This window comes from Saccharopolyspora tripterygii, from assembly GCF_054778355.1.
In genome coordinates this window covers 117,992-135,397 of the sequence record NZ_BAAGZP010000036.1, presented here as the reverse complement: position 1 = coordinate 135,397, position 17,406 = coordinate 117,992, and the positions used below count along the sequence as shown (strand labels likewise).

Genomic DNA, 17,406 nt, shown 5'->3' with positions numbered 1-17,406 from the left:
CGTGACCACAACCGAACAGCGCCGGTTCACCGACCGGCCCAACACCACCAAGGGCTGGTTGCGCCGCGCCCGCGAGGTCGCAGGAATCCTCGCCGAGACCGCCGTCGCTCGTGACCGCGCCAACGAGACTCCGCACGAGGAAGTGCGCCTGCTCAAGGAATCCGGGCTGGTGACACTCCTCGGGCCCCGTGAGCACGGCGGTGCGGGCGAGACGTGGCAGACCGCCTACCGGGTGATCCGCGAGGTCGCCAAGGGCGACGGATCGATCGGCCAGCTGCTCGGCTACCACTACCTGTGGGCCTGGGCCGCGCGGCTGGTGGCGACCCCGGAGCAGATCACCGAGGTCGAAAGGCTCTACACCAGCAACGATCTCTTCTTCGGCGGAGCGGTCAACCCGCGCGACGACGACCTGGTCATCACCGACGAGGGCGACACCCTCGTGTACCGGGGCCGCAAGTCGTTCTCCACCGGCAGCAAGGTGTCGGACCTGACCGTGCTGGAAGGGATCCTGGAGGGCACCGACACGCACATCTTCGCGATCGTGCCCTCGCAGCAGGACGCCATCGTGTACGGCGACGACTGGAACAACCTGGGCCAGCGGCTCACCGAGTCCGGCAGCGTGGAGATCAACGGCGTGCGCGTGCCGTGGGAATCGGCGGCGGGCTTCGTGGACAAGGAGTTCCAGCCGCTGACCTACAACACGCTCAACGTGCCTGCGATCCAGCTGGTGTTCACCAACTTCTACCTCGGCATCGCCCAGGGCGCCCTGGAGGCGGGGCTGTCCTACACGGCGGACCACACCCGCGCCTGGCCCTACGGAGGGGACAACAAGGACTCCGCCGGCGAGGAGTTCTACCTGCTGGACGGCTACGGCGACCTGCAGGCCAAGCTGTGGGCGGCGGAAGCCCTGGTGGACAAGGCGGGCGAGGAGGCCACGGCGGTACTGCACGCGGAGCGGGAGGCGCTCACCGAGCAGCAGCGCGGTGATGTGGCGGTGCGCATCGCGGCCGCCAAGCAGCGGGTCATCGACGTGGGCCTGGAGATCACGACCCGGGTGTTCGAGCTGACCGGTGCTCGTGCGTCATCCAACTCGGTGGGCCTGGACATCTACTGGCGGAACCTGCGCACCCACAGCCTGCACGACCCGGTGGCCTACAAGCGGGTGGAGGTGGGACGCTACGCCCTCCTCGGCGAGATCCCCGAACCCACCTGGTACACCTGACCGACCCCTGAGCAGGGGTGGTGGTCGCCCCGCCTGGGACCGCCACCCCTGCGTTCACCTCACCAGGTCCCAGTTTTAGTCCTAATCAGGCCGCTTTCGTGCCCGAAATGTCGGCTGAGTTCGGACTAAAACTGGGACCTGGTGGAGTCGGCGTCCAGTTCGTCCACCTGGACCCCGAGGTTGGCGGCGAGCCAGGCGATGTGGGTCAGGTCATAGGCCGGGCGGGAACTGCTCGTGCCGTGCCCCCGACAACTGGGACGTGGACTCGATCAGGACAGGAAGTGCGGTGGTGGACGAGGTCGGCGTGCTCGGGGCGGGCGGCGAAGGGCTGGCCGTCGCCGCCTACCTGGCCTCGCAGGGGCATCGCGTGCGGTTGTGCACGCGGAACCCGCAGCGAGTGGCGGGAATCCGGGACTCGGGCGAGTTGCGGTCCACCGGCGAGCTGGTCGGCCGGTTCCCGGTCGCGCAGGTCACCTCGGATCCCGCCGAGCTCGCCCGGCGCTGCCGGATCGTGGTGGTCGCCGCGATCACCACCGCCTACCCGGAGATCGCGGCCTCGCTGGCCGAGCACCTCGACGAGGAGCACGTCGTCGTGCTGTTCTCGGGAAAGCTGTGCGGCAGCGCCGAGTTCGCCGCGCAACTCCGAAGTGCCGGGTCGCCCGAGGTGGACGTCGTGGAGACCGACGCGCTCTTCGCGGCCCGCCCGGAGGGAACCGACGGGGTGCAGGTCCTCGGGATGAAGCGGTGGAACCTGATCTCCGGAGCCGACCCCGCCGCGGTCGAGCGGCGGGCGCCGATGATCCGGGAGTGGTTCCCCTGGCTGGAGATCGCCACCAACATCATCCACAGAGGACTCACCGATTTCGGCGCCGTCGCGCACGCGCCGATCGCGCTGGCCAACCTCGGCGCCATCGACCGGGGTGAGCCGCTGCTGTTCTACCGCGAGGGCGTCTCGGGCCGGACGGTCGCGCTGCTCACCCAGGTCGAGGAGGAGTTCCGCGAGGTCGCCCGAGCCCACGGCGCCGCACTGGCGCCGATGCCGGAGGTCCTCGACCGCTACTACGGCTGCACCACCACCGACGTGCTGGAGGCGATGCGCAGCGCCGAGCCCTACAAGGACATCCGCGCGCCCGAATCGCTGGACCACCGGTTCCTGCACGAGGACATCGCCTCCACGCTGGTCCCGCTGGAAGCGCTCGCCGCCAAGGCGGGGATCGACACGCCGATGGTCGGTTCGATCATCACCGTCATGTCCACCTTGTCCGGGAAGTCCTTCCGCCGCAGCGGAAGGACCCTGGAACGGCTCGGCTGGGCGGAGCTGGACCACCAGGAGATCCGCCGACGGCTCACGCCTGGGAGAAGCGACGACGCTCGAACTTCGCCGCCAGCGCGGGGTAGAGCCGTGGCAGCAGTCTGACCATCAGATCCACCAGCTTCGCGTCGTTGCCGACGAGGACCCGCTCCTCGCCGGCCTCGACGCCATCGACGACGATGCGGGCGGCCTGCTGGGGCGGCATCTTCAACAGCTTCTCGTTGTAGGTGCGCACCCGCGCCTCCTCGTCGGCGCTGACCTCGCCGCGCTCCCGGGCGTGCTGCAGGCCCGCGGAGGCGATGTTGGTGCGCACCCCACCGGGGTGCACGACGGTCACCCGCACCGGGTTCCCGGCCAGCAGCATCTCGCCGCGCAGGCTCTCGGTGAAACCGCGCACGCCGAACTTGCTGGCGCAGTAGGCGGTGCTGCGCGGCTGCCCCATGATGCCGTTGAGGCTGGACACGTTCACCACGTGACCGTCGCCGGAGGCGATCAGGTGCGGCAGGAACGCCTTGCTGCCGTGGATCACGCCGAACAGGTTGACCCCGAGCACGCGTTCGTAGGTCTCCCAGTCGTTGTCGGCGACCGTGCCGCCCGCCGCGATGCCCGCGTTGTTGTAGACCTGGTGCACGACGCCGAAGTGCGATGCCACCGACGCCGCGTAGGACTCCACCGCCTCCCGGTCGCTGACGTCCAGCCGCGCCGAGTGCGGTTCCGCACCAAGAGCCTTGAGCCGGTCGACGGTGTCGGCGAGCCCGGAGTCGTCCACATCGGACACCGCCAGCCGGGCTCCGCGACGGCACAGCTCGAAGGCCACCGCGCGCCCGATGCCGGAACCGGCGCCGGTGACGACCGCGACCTTGCCGCGAACCTCGCTCATCGAGTCGATCCCTCCTCCGAAGACGTGCGGATGTGCTCGCTGGTCATCGTCACCAGCCGGTCGATCAGGTCAGGTGCGATGTGATGTCCCATGCCGTCGATCTCGACGTAGCGCGCACCGGGGATCGCCGCTGCGGTCGCCCGGCCACCGCTGACGTGCACCATGCGATCGGTGGAACCGTGGACCACGAGGGTCGGCGCGGTGATCCGCCGCAGCTCGGCCGTGCGGTCGCCGCTGGCGTGGATCGCGCCGATCTGGCGGGGCCTGCCCTCCTTCGCGCGGGCGCCCCCACCGCGTTCCCAGAGTCCTGCCGCCCAGGCGCGCTCCAGGTCGTCGTCTGGCGGGAACGAGGCCGAGCCGATGTGCCGCAACATCCACAGGTGCCGCTCTACCGAGGCCTCGACCGTGTGGGTCGGACCCTTGGCCATCCGCACCAGGGTCGACCGCGCGGGCTGGCCGACTCGGCGGGCTCCTGTGGTGGAGAAGATCGAGGTCAGCGACCCGGTACGGTCGGGGTGCCGGGCGGCGATCGTCTGGGCGATCATGCCGCCCATCGACATCCCCACCAGCTCCACTCGTTTGAGCCCGAGGTGGTCGAGCAGCCCGACGGTGTCGGCCGCCATGTCACCGAGGTCGTAGGCGTCCGGCCGGGGCCGGGCCAGCAGCTGGCGCAGCCTGCCGGGCGGGGGCGCGTCGATCCGCGACGAGCGGCCTGCGTCGCGGTTGTCCAGGCGCAGCACCTGGAAACCGCGTTCGGTGAACCCGTCCACCAGCCGCTGCGGCCACGACGTCAGGTCCAGCCCCAGCCCAGCGATCAGCACCAGCGGAGCGCCATCGGCCGGACCGTCGAGGCGGTAGCAGATCCGGGGTCCTGCGGGCAGGTCGACGAAGCGGTCCTCGCTCACCTGGCCACCTCCACTCGGGCGTTGACGCGGGAGAACCGCAGTTCGGGATCGGTGACGTCGTCGGTCCGCAGCAGCTTGACGTCGGAGTGGTAGCTCAGCGAGGTCAGCCACGGCATCCGGTCGCCCTGCTTGGGGAGCTGGTCCACCGCGCGCTGGATGTATCCCGCGCCGAAGTCCAGGAACGGGCGCTGGGGCATGTCCGGATCGCTGGGGACCGGGCGGCAGACGTCCAGCCCGTAGCGGTCCATGTGGGTCAGCAGGCGGCAGAAGTGCTCGCACAGCAACCCGATCTTCAACGTCCAGGAGGAGTTGGTGTAACCGATCGCGAAGGCCAGGTTCGGCACCCCGGAGAGCATCATGCCCTTGTAGGCGATGGTGTCCGGCAGGTGCACCGGCTCGCCGTCGACCTCCAGGGGCACGCCGCCGAAGGGCTGAACGTTGAGACCGGTGGCGGTGATGATGATGTCGGCCTCCAGCTCGGTGCCGGAGGTCAGCCGCACGCCCCGCTCGGTGAAGGTCTCGATCTGATCGGTCACCACCGAGGCGTCGCCCCGCCGGATCACCTTGAACAGGTCGCCGTCGGGGACCGCGCACAGGCGCTGGTCCCACGGGTCGTAGGGCGGGTTGAAGTGCGTGTCGACCGGATAGCCCTCGGGCAGCGCCTTGGCGTTGACGTAGCGGATCAGCTTGCGCGCCGCCTTCGGGAAGCGCTGGCAGAAGCTCCAGATCAGCCGCTGCTGCAGGATGTTCTTGCGCCGCGCGATCGCGTACCCGCGTTCGGGACCGAACAGCTTGCCCGCGATGTTGGCCACCGCGTCCTTCTTCGGCACCGGCATGATGTAGGTCGGCGTCCGCTGCAGCATCGTCACGTGCGCTGCGGTGTCGGCCATCGCGGGAACGATGGTCACGGCCGTCGCACCGCTGCCGATCACCAGCACCTTCTTGCCCGCGTGGTCCAGGTCCTCCGGCCAGTGCTGCGGGTGGACGATCGGGCCGTTGAAGCGCTCCCTGCCCTCGAAGTGCGGGGTGTAGCCCTCGTCGTATCGGTAGTAGCCTCCCGCGCTGAAGATCCAGCGGGCGCTGAGCTGATGGCGCGCACCGGTTTCCGGGTTCTCGACTGCCACCCGCCAGCGCCCCCGCTCCGACGACCACTGGGCGCCCACGACTTTGTGCTGGAAGCGGATGTGGCCTTCGAGGTCGTTCTCGGTGATGGTCTCGCGCAGGTAGTGCAGGATGCGCGGCGCCGAGGCGATCGACTCCTCGTCCCGCCACGGCTTGAACTCGTAGCCGAAGGTGTGCAGGTCGGAATCGGAGCGGATGCCCGGGTACCGGAACAGGTCCCAGGTGCCGCCGGAAGCGGCGCGCGCCTCCAGGATCGCGAACGACTTCGCCGGGTGCGAGGTCTTGAGGTAGCGGCCTGCGCCGATACCGGAGATGCCTGCCCCGACGACCAGGACGTCGAGGTCCTCGACCGGGGTTTCGGAGGTGGTCACTGCGCTGCTCCCCGCCTGCGGACTGCTGTTCTCCTCGCAGCATGCCGGTCCGCGGCGCAGTTGCGCCACAGCGGCATGCACCAGCATCATGCCCTGGTGGTGCGAAGTGCTGCGTCGTCGGGTCCGGGATGGCCGAGCGCCTCTCCGCGCGTGCGGGAGCTGTTCCGCCGGGGCGCGGAGATCGCGTTGAACCCGCACGCCGAGTGGGTCGAGGAGCTGCACGCGGCCGCCTTGGGCGGCGCGCGGGTGCGGATGGTCGCCGAGGATCCCGTGCTGGCCGCGGCGACTCGCCGGGCGAACCTGGCGAACCTGCTGCACTGGGCGGCGGCCAACGTCCAGAACCCCGGCCGCCGGGTTCCGCCCAACACCGGCTCCGAACTGCTCGACACGGCCCGCGACCTGGTGCGGCGCGGGCTGGACGAGACCGCGCTGGACTCCTACCGGACCGGCCAGAACGTCGCGTGGCGGCGCTGGATCGACATCTGCTTCGGCCTCACCGACGACCCGCAGGAGCTGCGCGAACTCCTCGACATCTCAGCGGTGTCGATCGGCACCTTCATCGACGACACCGTCGCCGAGGTCAGCGAGCGCATGCAGCACGAGCGCGATGAGCTCACCCGCGGGGCGCACGCCGAACGCCGGGCCGCGGTGACGCTGCTGCTGGAGGGGGCGCCGATCGGCCAGGCGCGCGCGGAGACCAGGCTCGGCTACCGGCTCGCCGGGCCGCACACCGCGGTCATCCTCTGGAGCGGCGCGGGAGGTTCCGAGCAGGTCGAGGCCGCCGCCGAAGCGGTGACGCGCGCTGCCGGTGCCGACCAGCGGCTGACCGTCATCGCCAGCGCGGCCGCGATGTGGGTGTGGCTGCCGGTCGCCACCGCGCCGCCCGCAGCGGAGCTCGCGGCGCGCCTCGCCGGTCACCCCGAGGTGCGCGTCGCGGTCGGTCGTCCGGGCAGGGGCGTCGAGGGCTTCCGGCGCAGCCACCTCGACGCCGCGACCACCCAGCGGATGGTCGCGCGGCTCACCTCGCCGCAGCAGGTGGCCCGCTACCAGGACGTGCAGCTGGTGTCGTTGCTGACCAGCGAGCCCACCCAGACCGACGAATTCCTCGCCGACACCCTCGGCGACCTCCAGCACGCCGACGCCGACACCCGCGCCGCCGTGCTGACCTACGTCCGCGAGCTCGGCAGCACGACCCGCACGGCCGAACGCCTCTACACCCACCGCAACACGGTTCTCCGCCGCCTCTCCAGGGCGGACGAGCTTCTCCCGCGCCCGCTCGCGGAGAACGCGCTCGCGGTGGCGGCGGCGCTGGAGACCCTCCACTGGAGCGGTACCGGGTAGGCGGCTCAGGGGACGCGGCCGACTCCGGTGGCGAGCTCGCGCGCCCGTCCACCCGGGATGGGGGAGCGCAGCGGCGGGCTGGCCCCGCCGGTGCCCGAGCGCAGACCGCGCAGGAAGTCCGACACCGCCGTGGTGGAGCTGTGCCGAGCCGTCCAGCCGAGCTCTTCCCGGGCGCGGCTGGTGTCCATCACCGGCAACCGGATGAAGGCTTCGAACAGGTGCGGTGACGCGGGAACCAGGTGCAGGTGCCAGGCCGCCGACAGCGCGGTGCGCACCAGCTGCGGGGGGACCGTGACCGGACGGGCGTGGAACATGTCCGCCAGCGCGCTGGTGTCGATGACCGGGTCCGCCGCGACGTTGAAGGCACCGCCGCTGCCGGACCGGACGGCGAGACGGTAGGCCTCGCCGACGTCGTCGCTGTGCACCGCTTGGAAGCGGAGCCCGGCCGGGATCGGCAGCACCGGCAGGAGTTCGGGCCGCACGAGCGCGTTGGGCAGGAGTGGTCCGATGAACAGGCGCCGCTGCTGCTCGGCGGACTCGGGTTTGAAGCAGAACGCGGTGCGCATCCGCGTGACCTCGATGTTCGGGTGGCGCTGCTCGAACCCGTCGAGGTAGCGCTCCAGGTAGGCCTTCTCCGCGCTGTAGGCGGCGTTGGGCCACCCGTGCGTCGGCCAGCTCTCGTTGACCGGCCGTCCGGCAGGCCCCGGCGAGTAGGCGGCGACGGAGGAGGCGTGGACGATGTTGCGCACCCCGGCCGCAGCCGCCGCCTCGAACACCCGGATGCTCCCGAGCACGTTGTTGCGCCACGTCACCACGGGATCGTGCGTGGGCTGGAACAACCAGGCCAGGTGGACCACGGTGTCCGCCGAGGAGAACCGCCCGACCAGGTCGTCCTCCCGGATGTCGGTGCGCTCCCAGTCGATCCCGGTGCCGAGCTCCGGTGGTTCCCGGCGCGACAGCGCGGTGATCGACTCGACGGCGGAGTCGCCGCGCAGCGCTTCCACGACGCTGGTCCCGATGTTGCCGGTGGCGCCGACGATCGCGACTCGCCGGGCGCTCGCGGGCGCAGCCATGAGTCCTCCTCGGATCGGGTCCTCCCCCTTCGGCTTCCCCGCATCCGCCGGCACAAACTCACCTCCGCCGCAGCAGGTGCCCGCGCCAGGTTTGGGCCGCAGGGCCACCGGAAAGACGGTGTGGTGCGACCGACCGAGGAGGTGCCTGTGAAGGCTTTGACCTGGCAAGGACCACGAGACGTGCGGATCGAGGACGTTCCCGACCCGAAGCTCGAGGCTGGTACGGACGCGATCATCCGCGTGACGAGCAGTGGGCTCTGCGGGTCTGACCTGCACCTCTACGAGGTCCTGGCGCCCTTCCTCGATCCGGGGGACGTCCTCGGCCACGAGCCCATGGGAGTGGTCGAGGAGACCGGATCGGCGGTGGAGGGCATCGCACCCGGGGACCGCGTCGTCGTCCCGTTCAACATCTCCTGCGGGCACTGCTGGATGTGCGACCGCGGTCTGTTCGCCCAGTGCGAGACCACCCAGGTGCGCGACCAGGGCAGCGGTGCCGCGCTGTTCGGCTACACCAAGCTCTACGGCAGCGTTCCCGGCGCTCAGGCCGAGTACCTGCGCGTCCCGCAAGCCCAGTTCGGACCGATCAAGGTCCCGGAGGGCCCGCCCGACGAGCAGTTCCTCTTCCTCTCCGACGTGCTGCCCACCGCATGGCAGGCCGTGGAGTACGCCGACGTGCCCAAGGACGGCACGGTGGCCGTGTTCGGGCTCGGCCCGATCGGGCAGATGGCCGCGCGGATCGCCCAGCACCACGGGTTCCACGCCATCGGCGTCGACCGAGTTCCGGAAAGGCTGAACATGGCCCAGCGCCACGGGGTTCGCACGATCGACGCCGCGCAGGAGGACGACGTCCCGGCCGCGGTGCGCGACCTGACCGACGGCAGGGGCGCGGACTCGGTGATCGACGCCGTCGGGATGGAGGCGCACGGTTCCCCGATGGCCGAGCTGGGGCAGAAGGTCGTCGGCGTGCTGCCCGACGCCGTCGCCGAACCGCTGATGTCGAAGGCCGGCGTGGACCGGCTTTCCGCGCTGCACCAGTGCATCGACAGCGTTCGCCGGGCTGGCACGATCTCGCTCAGCGGCGTCTACGGCGGGATGGCCGACCCGATGCCGATGCTCACCCTGTTCGACAAGGGCGTTCGGCTGGCGATGGGGCAAGCCCACGTGAAGCGGTGGATCCCCGACCTCCTGCCGCTGGTCGGGCACGAGTCCGACCCGCTGGGAGTCCGGGACCTCACCACCCACCGCCTCCCGCTGGACGACGCACCGCAGGCCTACGACACCTTCCAGCGCAAGGAGGACGGGGCGATCAAGATGATCCTGGAACCCTGATCCCGGGCGGAAGGCAGGCGGCCAGGAACCAGCTCCTGGCCGCCTGCCTTCTGCTTCACACCTCGTCGAGGGTGAAGGGGAGCAGTTCGACGCACCGGTCGAACTTGGCGCGCAGGTCCTGCTCGTCCTCGGCTCCGAGGTAGACCGCGAAGAGCTCGTAGCTGTAGCTGTCCTGGGCCGGCAGCTCCGAGAGCCGCTTCCCGGACTCGGCGATGATGTCCACCGTTGCGCTGGGGATGTCCTCCTGCACGCGGGAGAGGTCGTCCTCGGATGGTGTCGCGGTGACGAACGCGTCCTGGAAGGCGCGGTGGAACCACTTCGCCGCGATCCGGTGCTCGCCCTCGCGACTGGGCATCGCCGGCTCCTCACCCGCCGCCAGCTGCACCATCACCTGGTGGTTGGGCATGCCGTCGACGAGCTCGAACAGGGGGGCGTGCGACTGCGACAACCTCGGGTTGATCTCCAGGATGTTCAGCGCGTTGCTGTCCCTGTCCCAGAAGAACTCGATGTTGAACGTCGAGTCGTCCAGCCCGATGTGCTCGATCACGTTCTTGCTGATCTCGGTGATCCGGTGCCGGATCTCTTCGGGGGCCCCGGCCGGGTACTGGAAGCGGAGGAAGCTGGAGGTGTCCTCGTAGCAGAGCGAATCGATGATGCCGTGCACCCGTGCTCGCCCGCCGGACACGTACCCCTCAGCGGTGATCTGATCACCGTGGACGGTTTCCTCGGCCAAGCAGGCCATCCCGCCGGCGTCCTCGATCTCCGGCGGGAGTTCCAGCTTCGAGAGCAGGAAGTCGAAGGCGCGTCCGATCCCGCCGATGCCCTCGCGGATCTCGGCGACCCTCTCGCGCAGCTCCTCGCTGTCGTGGGCCTTGAACGCCAGGTCGGAGGAATAGGACTTCACCGGTTTGAGCCACACCGGAAACCGCATGCCGGGCGGGGTTTCCGGGTTGTCGAGGTCGACGATCGCGAAGTGGGGGTGCGCGTCGGTGACCTCGCGCTGGACCAACCGGCTCCAGAACTTGTGCTCGCACTTGACCACGGCTTCCAGACTCGGTCCTGGCAGGCCGTTCTGGGTCGCGAGGATCGGCACCATCGAGCTCACCGGGAAGTCCCAGTAGCCGATGATCGCGTGGACCGGCTCCGGGGAGTTCTCGATCCCCTCTTGCGCGTCTTCCAGCAGCTGTTCCAGTCCGGTGTCGCCGAACATCAGCTTCTCCTTGTCCAGGAGCGCGCGGAACCGGTACGGCGCGAGGTCCTCCAGCTCGCGCATCAGAGCGAGGTTGCGCTCGTCGGGTCCCAGGAGGAACACGTTCGTCGGCTGCTCAGTCACACCACGTTCCATACCCGGATCCACGATCGTCAATCACCCGGTGGCCGATCTCCTCACCACGTGTCCCCGCACCGGGTCGCTGTCGGGGCATCGCGGGTTGAAGGCGTGGCCCGAGCGGGTACCCCAGGTGCGCCGGACCCGAGGTTGACGGTGGAAGGAGAGCCATGAGCCAGCTACCGGAGAGCGCGCCGGCTCAACAGCAGTCGCCGCCCGGCATCACCGAGCAGATGGAGCCGCGCCCCCGTGACGAGATGCGCGAGTACACCGGAGCGGAGCACCTCTCCGGCAAGCGAGCGCTGGTGGTCGGCGGCGACTCCGGGATCGGCCGCGCCGTGGCGGTCGCCTTCGCGAAGGAGGGCGCCGACGTCGCGGTCGCCTACTTCGACAGCTCGGAGGACGCCGACGCCGAGCACACCGCAGCGCTGGTGCGCGAGCAAGGCCGCGAATGCCACCTGTTCCGCGGCGACATCGCCGAGGAGAGCTTCTGCAGCCAACTCGTCGACGACGCGGCCGAACGCCTGGGCGGGCTGGACGTGCTGGTCAACCACGCCGGCACGCAGGCGCCGCAGGACGACCTCGGCTCGATCAGCACGGAGCAGTTCAAGCGGACTTTCGAGGTCAACGTGTTCGGCGTGTTCTGGCTGTGCAAGGCAGCGTTGCGACACCTGTCGGAGGGCGGGTCGATCGTCAACACCGGTTCGGTGAACGGGTTGCGCGGCAACAAGTCCTTGATGGACTACTCGGCGAGCAAGGGCGCAGTTCACGTGCTGACCCAGTCGATCGCGCAGTCGCTGGCCGGTTCGGGCATCCGGGTGAACTGCGTGGCCCCGGGTCCGGTGTGGACACCGCTGATCCCCTCCACCTTCACCGAGGACAAGGTGAGCGGGTTCGGCGAGCAGACCCCGATGGGCAGGATGGGGCACCCGGACGAGATCGCCCCGTCCTACGTCTTCTTCGCCTCCGACCGGCTTTCCAGCTACTACACCGGCGAAGTCCTCGCCCCCGTGGGCGGGGAGACGCACCCGGGCTGACGACTCGATCGAACCCGGTTTGGCGCTCGAAGATCCGGGTAGGCGAGGTGGGGACGACGCCTACCCGGACGATCGGAGTGTGCGGCATGGCCGAGAAGGTGGCCGACTACCTGCTGCGACGCCTGCGGACCTGGGGTGTGGAGCACGTCTTCGCCTACCCGGGGGATGGCATCAACGGGCTCCTCGCCGCCTGGGAGCGGGCCGACGACGACCCGCGGTTCATCCAGGCCCGGCACGAGGAGCTCGCCGCGTTCGAAGCGGTGGGACATGCGAAGTTCTCCGGCGAGGTCGGGGTCTGCGCCGCGACCGGCGGGCCTGGTGCGATTCACCTGCTCAACGGGCTCTACGACGCCAAGCTCGACCACGTGCCGGTGGTGGCGATCGTCGGGCAGCAAGCGAGCACATCGCTGGGCGGGGCCTACCAGCAGGAGGTGGACCTGTCCACGTTGTACAAGGACGTCGCCGAGTACGTGCAGTTCGTCTCCACTCCGGAGCAGCTGCCGAACGCGCTGGACCGCGCGATGCGCACGTCCCGCGCTCGCCGCACGGTCTCCGCCCTGATCCTCCCCAACGACGTGCAGGAACTGGACTACTCGCCGCCGACGCACGCCTTCAAGATGGTCCCCTCCAGCGTCGGTATCTCCGAGGCCGTCACCACCCCGGCCGAGGCCGACCTGGACCGCGCCGCCGAGGTGCTCAACTCCGGCGAGCGCGTGGCGATCATGGTGGGTCAGGGCGCGCGGAAGGCGGTCGGCGAGGTCACCGCGGTGGCCGACGCGCTCGGTGCCGGGGTGTCGAAGGCGTTGCTGGGCAAGGACGTGCTGCCCGACGACCTGCCGTGGGTGACGGGTGCGTCGGGCCTGTTGGGAACGCGGCCGTCGTGGGAGCTGATGCGCGACTGCGACACGCTGCTGATGATCGGCGCCAGTTTCCCCTACAGCCAGTTCCTGCCGGAGTACGAGCAGGCGCGAGGGGTGCAGATCGACATCGATCCGACGATGATCGGGATGCGCTACCCGTTCGAGGTCAACCTGCTCGGCGACGCGAAGGCGACCTTGTCGGCCCTGCTGCCCCGCTTGCGCCGCAAGGAGGACCGCGCGTGGCGGGAGAAGGTCGAGAGCGGCGTGCGCGACTGGTGGGACGTCATGGAGCGGCGCGCGGCGGTGGAGGCCGACCCGCTCAACCCGGAGCGCGTCTTCCACGAGCTCTCGCCGCAGCTGCCCGGCGACGCCATCATCACCGCGGACTCGGGTTCGGCGGCCAACTGGTACGCCCGGCACCTGCGCGTGCGCGGTGACATGCGCTGCTCGCTGTCGGGCACCTTGGCGACCATGGGGCCCGGCGTGCCGTACGCCACGGGCGCGAAGTTCGCCCACCCGGACCGGCCGGTGATCGCTCTGGTCGGTGATGGTGCGATGCAGATGAACGGCATCAACGAGCTCATCACCATCGGACAGCACTGGCGCGAGTGGGAGGACCCGCGCGTGGTGGTCGGCGTGCTCAACAACGGCGACCTCAACCAGGTCACCTGGGAGATGCGCGCGCTCAACGGCGCGCCGCAGTTCATCCCCTCGCAACGACTCCCGGGGTTCGACTACGCGGAGTTCGCGCGCAACGCCGGTTTCCGGGGCATCCGGGTTGCCGACCCGGGCAGCGTGGCCGACGCGTGGGCCGAGGCGTTGCGCAGCGACCGGCCCTGCCTGGTCGAGTTCGTCACCGACCCGACCGTGCCACCGATCCCGCCGCAGGCGGATTGGAGCCAGGTCGAGTCGATGGCCGAGGCGATGCTCAAGGGTGACCCCGAGGCGTGGTCGGTGGTCAAGGAGGGCGTGAAGGCCAAGGCCCAGGACTACCTCCCGGGCCGGGACTGACAGCCTTAGGACGAGAGCCGCCGCCGGTGAGGTTCACCGGCGGCGGGTCCGAGGCGGTGCCCTGTGCTGGGCGCAGCGGATCAGCGGTGCTTGTGCGGTCCCGATTCCGGAGGGACGCGCGGGCCCGTGTTGAGCAGGCGGTTGGCCCTCCCGGTGCGCCGCGCCGGCGGCACGTCGTTCGCGGAGGCCTCGTCCTTCGGCTTCATCGGGTTGTGCTGGGCGACCTCGTCGCGCACCCGCTGCGTCAGCTGGCGGAGCTTGTCAACGACCATGGTGTGATCCTCCTCGTCGCGGCTCTTGCGCTCCCGCCCCTCGGGTTGGCAATGGTGGCGGAGCGCAAACTCGCAGCCGGAGTCGGACTTCTCACCCACGCGGTCGGCGCGGGTCGCTGAAACCCCTTGTCCCAGCGGGAGGAGGGCTCAGCTCCCGGCGGCTTCGCGCAAGGCGGGCAGGAGCTTCTCGCGGGCGAAACCGAAGAAGCCGGCGGGGTCTTCGTCCACACCGACCTGGACCAGGGCGACGTCGGTGAATCCCGCGCGCCAGTACGCCCGCATCGACTCGACGATCGGTTCGACGTCCGGGCCGCAGGGGATCGAGGCCCTCACGTCCTCCAGCCGCACGTGCTGGGTGGCGGCCGCGAAGCCCGCGGTTCCCGGGAGCTCGGCGTTGACCTTCCAGCCACCGGCGAACCAGCGGAACTGCGCCCACGCGCGCTTGGCCGCCGCATCGGAGGAGGGGTCCCAGCAGATCGGCTGCTGGCCGTACTTGGGCTGACCCCCGCCGGTGGCGGTGTCCCAGCCCCGGCAGAGCGCTTCCTCCGGTTGAACGGCGATCATCGCGTCGGAGTGCGGTGCGAAGCGCCGCACCGACTGGTCACCCGAGACAGCGGTGCCGATCGGGACACGGCGATCCGGCAAATCCCACAGCTTCGCCGAATCGACCCGGTAGTGGTCGCCGGTGAAGTTCACGTGACCGCCCTCGAACAGCGACGAGATGATGCGCAGCGACTCCTCCAGCATCTCGTGGCGCACGTTCACCGGGGGCCAGCCCTCGCCGATGACGTGCTCGTTGAGGTTCTCACCCGCGCCGACGCCCAGCGTGAACCGGTCCTCCGACAGCAGGCCGAGGGTCGCGGCCTTCTGGGCGACGACGGCGGGGTGGTAGCGCATGATCGGCGCGGTGACGAAGCTCAGCAGATCCATCCGCTCCGTCGCCTGCGTGACCGCCCCCAGCACGCTCCACGCGTACGGCGCGTGCGCCTGCTCGTCCAGCCACGGCGAGTAGTGGTCGCTCATGACGGCGAAGTCGAACCCGGCGCGCTCAGCGGCGGCGGCGTGCTTGACCAGCTCGCGCGGCCCCGATTGCTCGGTCATCAGCGTGTACCCGAACCGAACCATGCTCCTGACCTCCACCGATGTCGGGTTGAAGCTCATCGGAGCCTCGGGCCGCCGTGAGCTCCGGACAGTCCTGTTCGGCGAGTAACCGCTGAGCCGCGTGGTGAAACGTGCGCCGACCGCGCATGACCGCACCGGCAGGTGGGTAGGTCAGCGGGTGACGCCCGAACGCCAAGTTCAACGCATGGGAGGACGCGTGCGCGAGGTCGACGAGCTGCCCTGCGAGATCAAGCAGGAGGAGGAGATCTGGATCCCGTTGGCGGACGGGACCCGGCTGGCCGGGCGGATCTGGCGGCCCGTTTCCTCCGACACCGAACCCGTGCCCGCGGTGCTGGAGTTCATCCCCTACCGGCAGCGCGACCTTACCTCGTTGCGGGACTCGATCCACCACCCGTACCTCGCCGGGCACGGCTACGCCTGCGCGCGCGTGGACCTCCGCGGCAGCGGGGATTCGGATGGGGTGCTCACCGACGAGTACCTGGAGCAGGAGCTCTCCGACGCCGAGGAGGTGCTGGCCTGGCTGGCGGACCAGCCGTGGTGCACCGGACGCACCGGCATGATGGGCATCTCCTGGGGCGGTTTCAACGCCCTGCAGGTCGCCGCTCGCAGGCCCGAGAGCCTCGGCGCCATCGCCGCCCTGTGCTGCGCCGACGACCGCTACGCCGACGACGTGCACTACATGGGCGGATGCCTGCTCAGCGACAACCTGTCCTGGGCCAGCACCATGTTCGCCGAGACGACGTGCCCGCCCGACCCCGCGGTCGTCGGCGATCGCTGGGAGGAGATGTGGCGCGAACGGCTCGCCGACAGCGGGTTGTGGATCGACACCTGGCTGCGCCACCAGCGCCGCGACGACTACTGGCGGCACGGTTCGATCTGCGAGGACTTCAGCGCGGTCGCATGCCCCGTGCTGGCCGTCAGCGGCTGGGCCGACGGCTACTCCAACGCCGTCTTCCGGCTGATGGAGAACCTCGACGTCCCCCGGCGCGGGCTGGTCGGGCCGTGGTCGCACAAGTACCCGCACCTGGGGCAGCCCGGCCCGGCGATCGGGTTCCTGCAGGAACTCGTGCGCTGGTGGGACCACTGGCTCAAGGGCGCCGACAACGGGGCGATGGACGGCCCGATGCTGCGCACCTGGATGCAGGAGAGCATGCCGCCCTCGACCAGCTACGAGGAGCGGCCGGGGCGCTGGGTCGGTGAGCCGTCGTGGCCGTCGCCGCACGTGGACCGGTCCCGGTTCCCGTTGGCGCGGAACAGGATCGCGCAGCCGGGGGAGCAGCACCGCGGTCCACCGCTGACGGTCGCCTCGCCGCTGTCGGTCGGGCAGTACGGCGGTAAGTGGTGCTCCTACAACGCACCTCCGGACCTGCCCTACGACCAGCGCGAGGAGGACGGCGGTTCGCTGGTCTTCGACACCGAGCCGCTGGACGAGCGCTGCGAGATCCTCGGCGGCCCGGTGCTCGACGCCGTCGTCGAAGTGGACCGCCCGGTGGCGATGCTGGCCGCGCGGCTGTCCGACGTCAGCCCGGACGGGCAGGCCACCCGGGTCACCTACGGGTTGCTCAACCTCACCCACCGCAACGGCGACGAGTCCCCCGAGCTGCTGGAACCCGGTGAGCGGTACCGGGTTCGGTTGCGGCTCAACGGAGTGGCGCAGGCCTTCCCCGCAGGGCACAGGATCCGGCTGGCGCTGTCCACTTCGTACTGGCCGCTCGCGTGGCCGCCGCCGGAACCGGTGCAGCTGACCGTGCACCCGGCTGAGACCGAGCTGGAACTCCCGATCCGTCCCGCCGAGGAGGCCGACGAGCTGCCGACCCCGCTGTTCGGCGAGCCCGAGGGAACCACGCCCGCGCCGGCGAAGCAGATCACGCCGGGCGAGCAGCGCTGGCGGGTCGGCAGGGACCTGGTCGACTACCGATCGTCTCTGGAGGTGATCAAGGACCTCGGACTGGTGCGGTTCGAGAACATCGACCTGGACGTCCACCGGCGCGCCACCGAGCTCTACAGCTGGGTCGGGGATGACTTCGACTCGGTGCGCGGCGACATCGAGTGGACCATGCGGTTCACCCGCGGCGACTGGTCGGCGCTGGTGAGCACCAGGACTGCGCTGACCTCGACGGCCACCGAGTTCCGATTGCACGCCGAACTCGACGCCCACCTCGGCGGGGAGCGGGTGTTCTCCCAGAACTGGGACCGCCGGATCCCGCGTGACCACGTGTGAG

Annotated in this window: 14 protein-coding genes; 7 read left to right on the top strand and 7 right to left on the bottom strand. The window is 70.2% G+C overall.

Annotated features, from left to right (window positions below; translation table 11 throughout):
- Position 1: 1 nt before the first annotated feature.
- Both ACYVF3_RS25695 and ACYVF3_RS25690 read left to right on the top strand, forming a co-directional pair.
- Positions 2–1,222 carry an acyl-CoA dehydrogenase family protein gene (locus ACYVF3_RS25695; protein ID WP_461156810.1) on the top strand — a complete coding sequence of 407 codons (1,221 nt, stop codon included), beginning with the start codon at positions 2–4 and terminating at the stop codon, positions 1,220–1,222.
- A gap of 286 nt (positions 1,223–1,508) precedes the next feature.
- A complete protein-coding gene (locus ACYVF3_RS25690; RefSeq protein ID WP_461156809.1) occupies positions 1,509–2,639 on the top strand; it encodes an NAD/NADP octopine/nopaline dehydrogenase family protein in 1,131 nt (376 codons plus the stop codon).
- Here the strand turns inward: ACYVF3_RS25690 and ACYVF3_RS25685 are convergent.
- From ACYVF3_RS25685 to ACYVF3_RS25675, 3 genes are read right to left on the bottom strand one after another with little or no spacing between them, the layout of a single operon-like run.
- Positions 2,569–3,414, bottom strand: a complete 846-nt coding sequence (locus ACYVF3_RS25685) for an SDR family NAD(P)-dependent oxidoreductase (protein WP_461156808.1) — start codon at positions 3,412–3,414, stop codon at positions 2,569–2,571. The genes ACYVF3_RS25690 and ACYVF3_RS25685 overlap by 71 nt on opposite strands.
- On the bottom strand, positions 3,411–4,319 hold the full coding sequence (locus ACYVF3_RS25680) for an alpha/beta fold hydrolase (RefSeq protein ID WP_461156807.1): 909 nt from the start codon (positions 4,317–4,319) through the stop codon (positions 3,411–3,413). Before ACYVF3_RS25680 ends, ACYVF3_RS25685 begins: the two co-directional genes overlap by 4 nt.
- Positions 4,316–5,812: a flavin-containing monooxygenase gene (locus tag ACYVF3_RS25675; protein WP_461156806.1), complete on the bottom strand. Its 1,497-nt coding sequence runs from the start codon at positions 5,810–5,812 to the stop codon at positions 4,316–4,318. Before ACYVF3_RS25675 ends, ACYVF3_RS25680 begins: the two co-directional genes overlap by 4 nt.
- Positions 5,813–5,908: 96 nt before the next feature.
- Here ACYVF3_RS25675 and ACYVF3_RS25670 point away from each other — a divergent pair, with 96 nt between their 5' ends.
- On the top strand, positions 5,909–7,153 hold the full coding sequence (locus ACYVF3_RS25670; RefSeq protein WP_461156805.1) for a PucR family transcriptional regulator: 1,245 nt from the start codon (positions 5,909–5,911) through the stop codon (positions 7,151–7,153).
- Positions 7,154–7,158: 5 nt separating this feature from the next.
- On the opposite strand, the gene ACYVF3_RS25665 is transcribed toward ACYVF3_RS25670, so the two are convergent.
- Entirely contained in the window at positions 7,159–8,226 is a 1,068-nt protein-coding gene (locus tag ACYVF3_RS25665; RefSeq protein WP_461156804.1) for an NAD-dependent epimerase/dehydratase family protein, read from the bottom strand.
- Positions 8,227–8,373: 147 nt separating this feature from the next.
- On the opposite strand from ACYVF3_RS25665, the gene ACYVF3_RS25660 reads away from it, so the two are divergent.
- Positions 8,374–9,555, top strand: a complete 1,182-nt coding sequence (locus ACYVF3_RS25660; RefSeq protein ID WP_461156803.1) for a zinc-dependent alcohol dehydrogenase — start codon at positions 8,374–8,376, stop codon at positions 9,553–9,555.
- A 55-nt stretch (positions 9,556–9,610) separates the two neighbouring features.
- On the opposite strand, the gene ACYVF3_RS25655 is transcribed toward ACYVF3_RS25660, so the two are convergent.
- A complete protein-coding gene (locus tag ACYVF3_RS25655; protein ID WP_461156802.1) occupies positions 9,611–10,888 on the bottom strand; it encodes an ATP-grasp domain-containing protein in 1,278 nt (425 codons plus the stop codon).
- A gap of 164 nt (positions 10,889–11,052) precedes the next feature.
- On the opposite strand from ACYVF3_RS25655, the gene ACYVF3_RS25650 reads away from it, so the two are divergent.
- Together ACYVF3_RS25650 and ACYVF3_RS25645 are read left to right on the top strand one after the other, a co-directional pair.
- Complete coding sequence (locus tag ACYVF3_RS25650; RefSeq protein WP_461156801.1) at positions 11,053–11,919, top strand: SDR family oxidoreductase; 867 nt, start codon at positions 11,053–11,055, stop codon at positions 11,917–11,919.
- Positions 11,920–12,005: 86 nt separating this feature from the next.
- Positions 12,006–13,790 (top strand): thiamine pyrophosphate-requiring protein, encoded by a 1,785-nt coding sequence (locus ACYVF3_RS25645; protein ID WP_461156800.1) that lies wholly within the window; start codon positions 12,006–12,008, stop codon positions 13,788–13,790.
- Positions 13,791–13,870: 80 nt separating this feature from the next.
- Here the strand turns inward: ACYVF3_RS25645 and ACYVF3_RS25640 are convergent, their stop codons facing one another.
- Both ACYVF3_RS25640 and ACYVF3_RS25635 read right to left on the bottom strand, forming a co-directional pair.
- Positions 13,871–14,062 carry a hypothetical protein gene (locus tag ACYVF3_RS25640; protein ID WP_461156799.1) on the bottom strand — a complete coding sequence of 64 codons (192 nt, stop codon included), beginning with the start codon at positions 14,060–14,062 and terminating at the stop codon, positions 13,871–13,873.
- A gap of 147 nt (positions 14,063–14,209) precedes the next feature.
- Positions 14,210–15,187, bottom strand: a complete 978-nt coding sequence (locus ACYVF3_RS25635) for a TIGR03557 family F420-dependent LLM class oxidoreductase (protein WP_461156798.1) — start codon at positions 15,185–15,187, stop codon at positions 14,210–14,212.
- Positions 15,188–15,380: 193 nt separating this feature from the next.
- Here ACYVF3_RS25635 and ACYVF3_RS25630 point away from each other — a divergent pair, with 193 nt between their 5' ends.
- Positions 15,381–17,405 (top strand): CocE/NonD family hydrolase, encoded by a 2,025-nt coding sequence (locus tag ACYVF3_RS25630; protein WP_461156966.1) that lies wholly within the window; start codon positions 15,381–15,383, stop codon positions 17,403–17,405.
- Position 17,406 lies beyond the last annotated feature (1 nt).

Excerpts from the sequence above, each read along its gene's own strand:
- ACYVF3_RS25650 (WP_461156801.1), top strand. The coding sequence starts at position 11,053 with ATGAGCCAGCTACCGGAGAGCGCGCCGGCTCAACAGCAGTCGCCGCCC.
- ACYVF3_RS25665 (WP_461156804.1), bottom strand. The coding sequence starts at position 8,226 with ATGGCTGCGCCCGCGAGCGCCCGGCGAGTCGCGATCGTCGGCGCCACC.
- ACYVF3_RS25640 (WP_461156799.1), bottom strand. The coding sequence starts at position 14,062 with ATGGTCGTTGACAAGCTCCGCCAGCTGACGCAGCGGGTGCGCGACGAG.
- ACYVF3_RS25685 (WP_461156808.1), bottom strand. The coding sequence starts at position 3,414 with ATGAGCGAGGTTCGCGGCAAGGTCGCGGTCGTCACCGGCGCCGGTTCC.
- ACYVF3_RS25635 (WP_461156798.1), bottom strand. The coding sequence starts at position 15,187 with ATGGTTCGGTTCGGGTACACGCTGATGACCGAGCAATCGGGGCCGCGC.
- ACYVF3_RS25645 (WP_461156800.1), top strand. The coding sequence starts at position 12,006 with ATGGCCGAGAAGGTGGCCGACTACCTGCTGCGACGCCTGCGGACCTGG.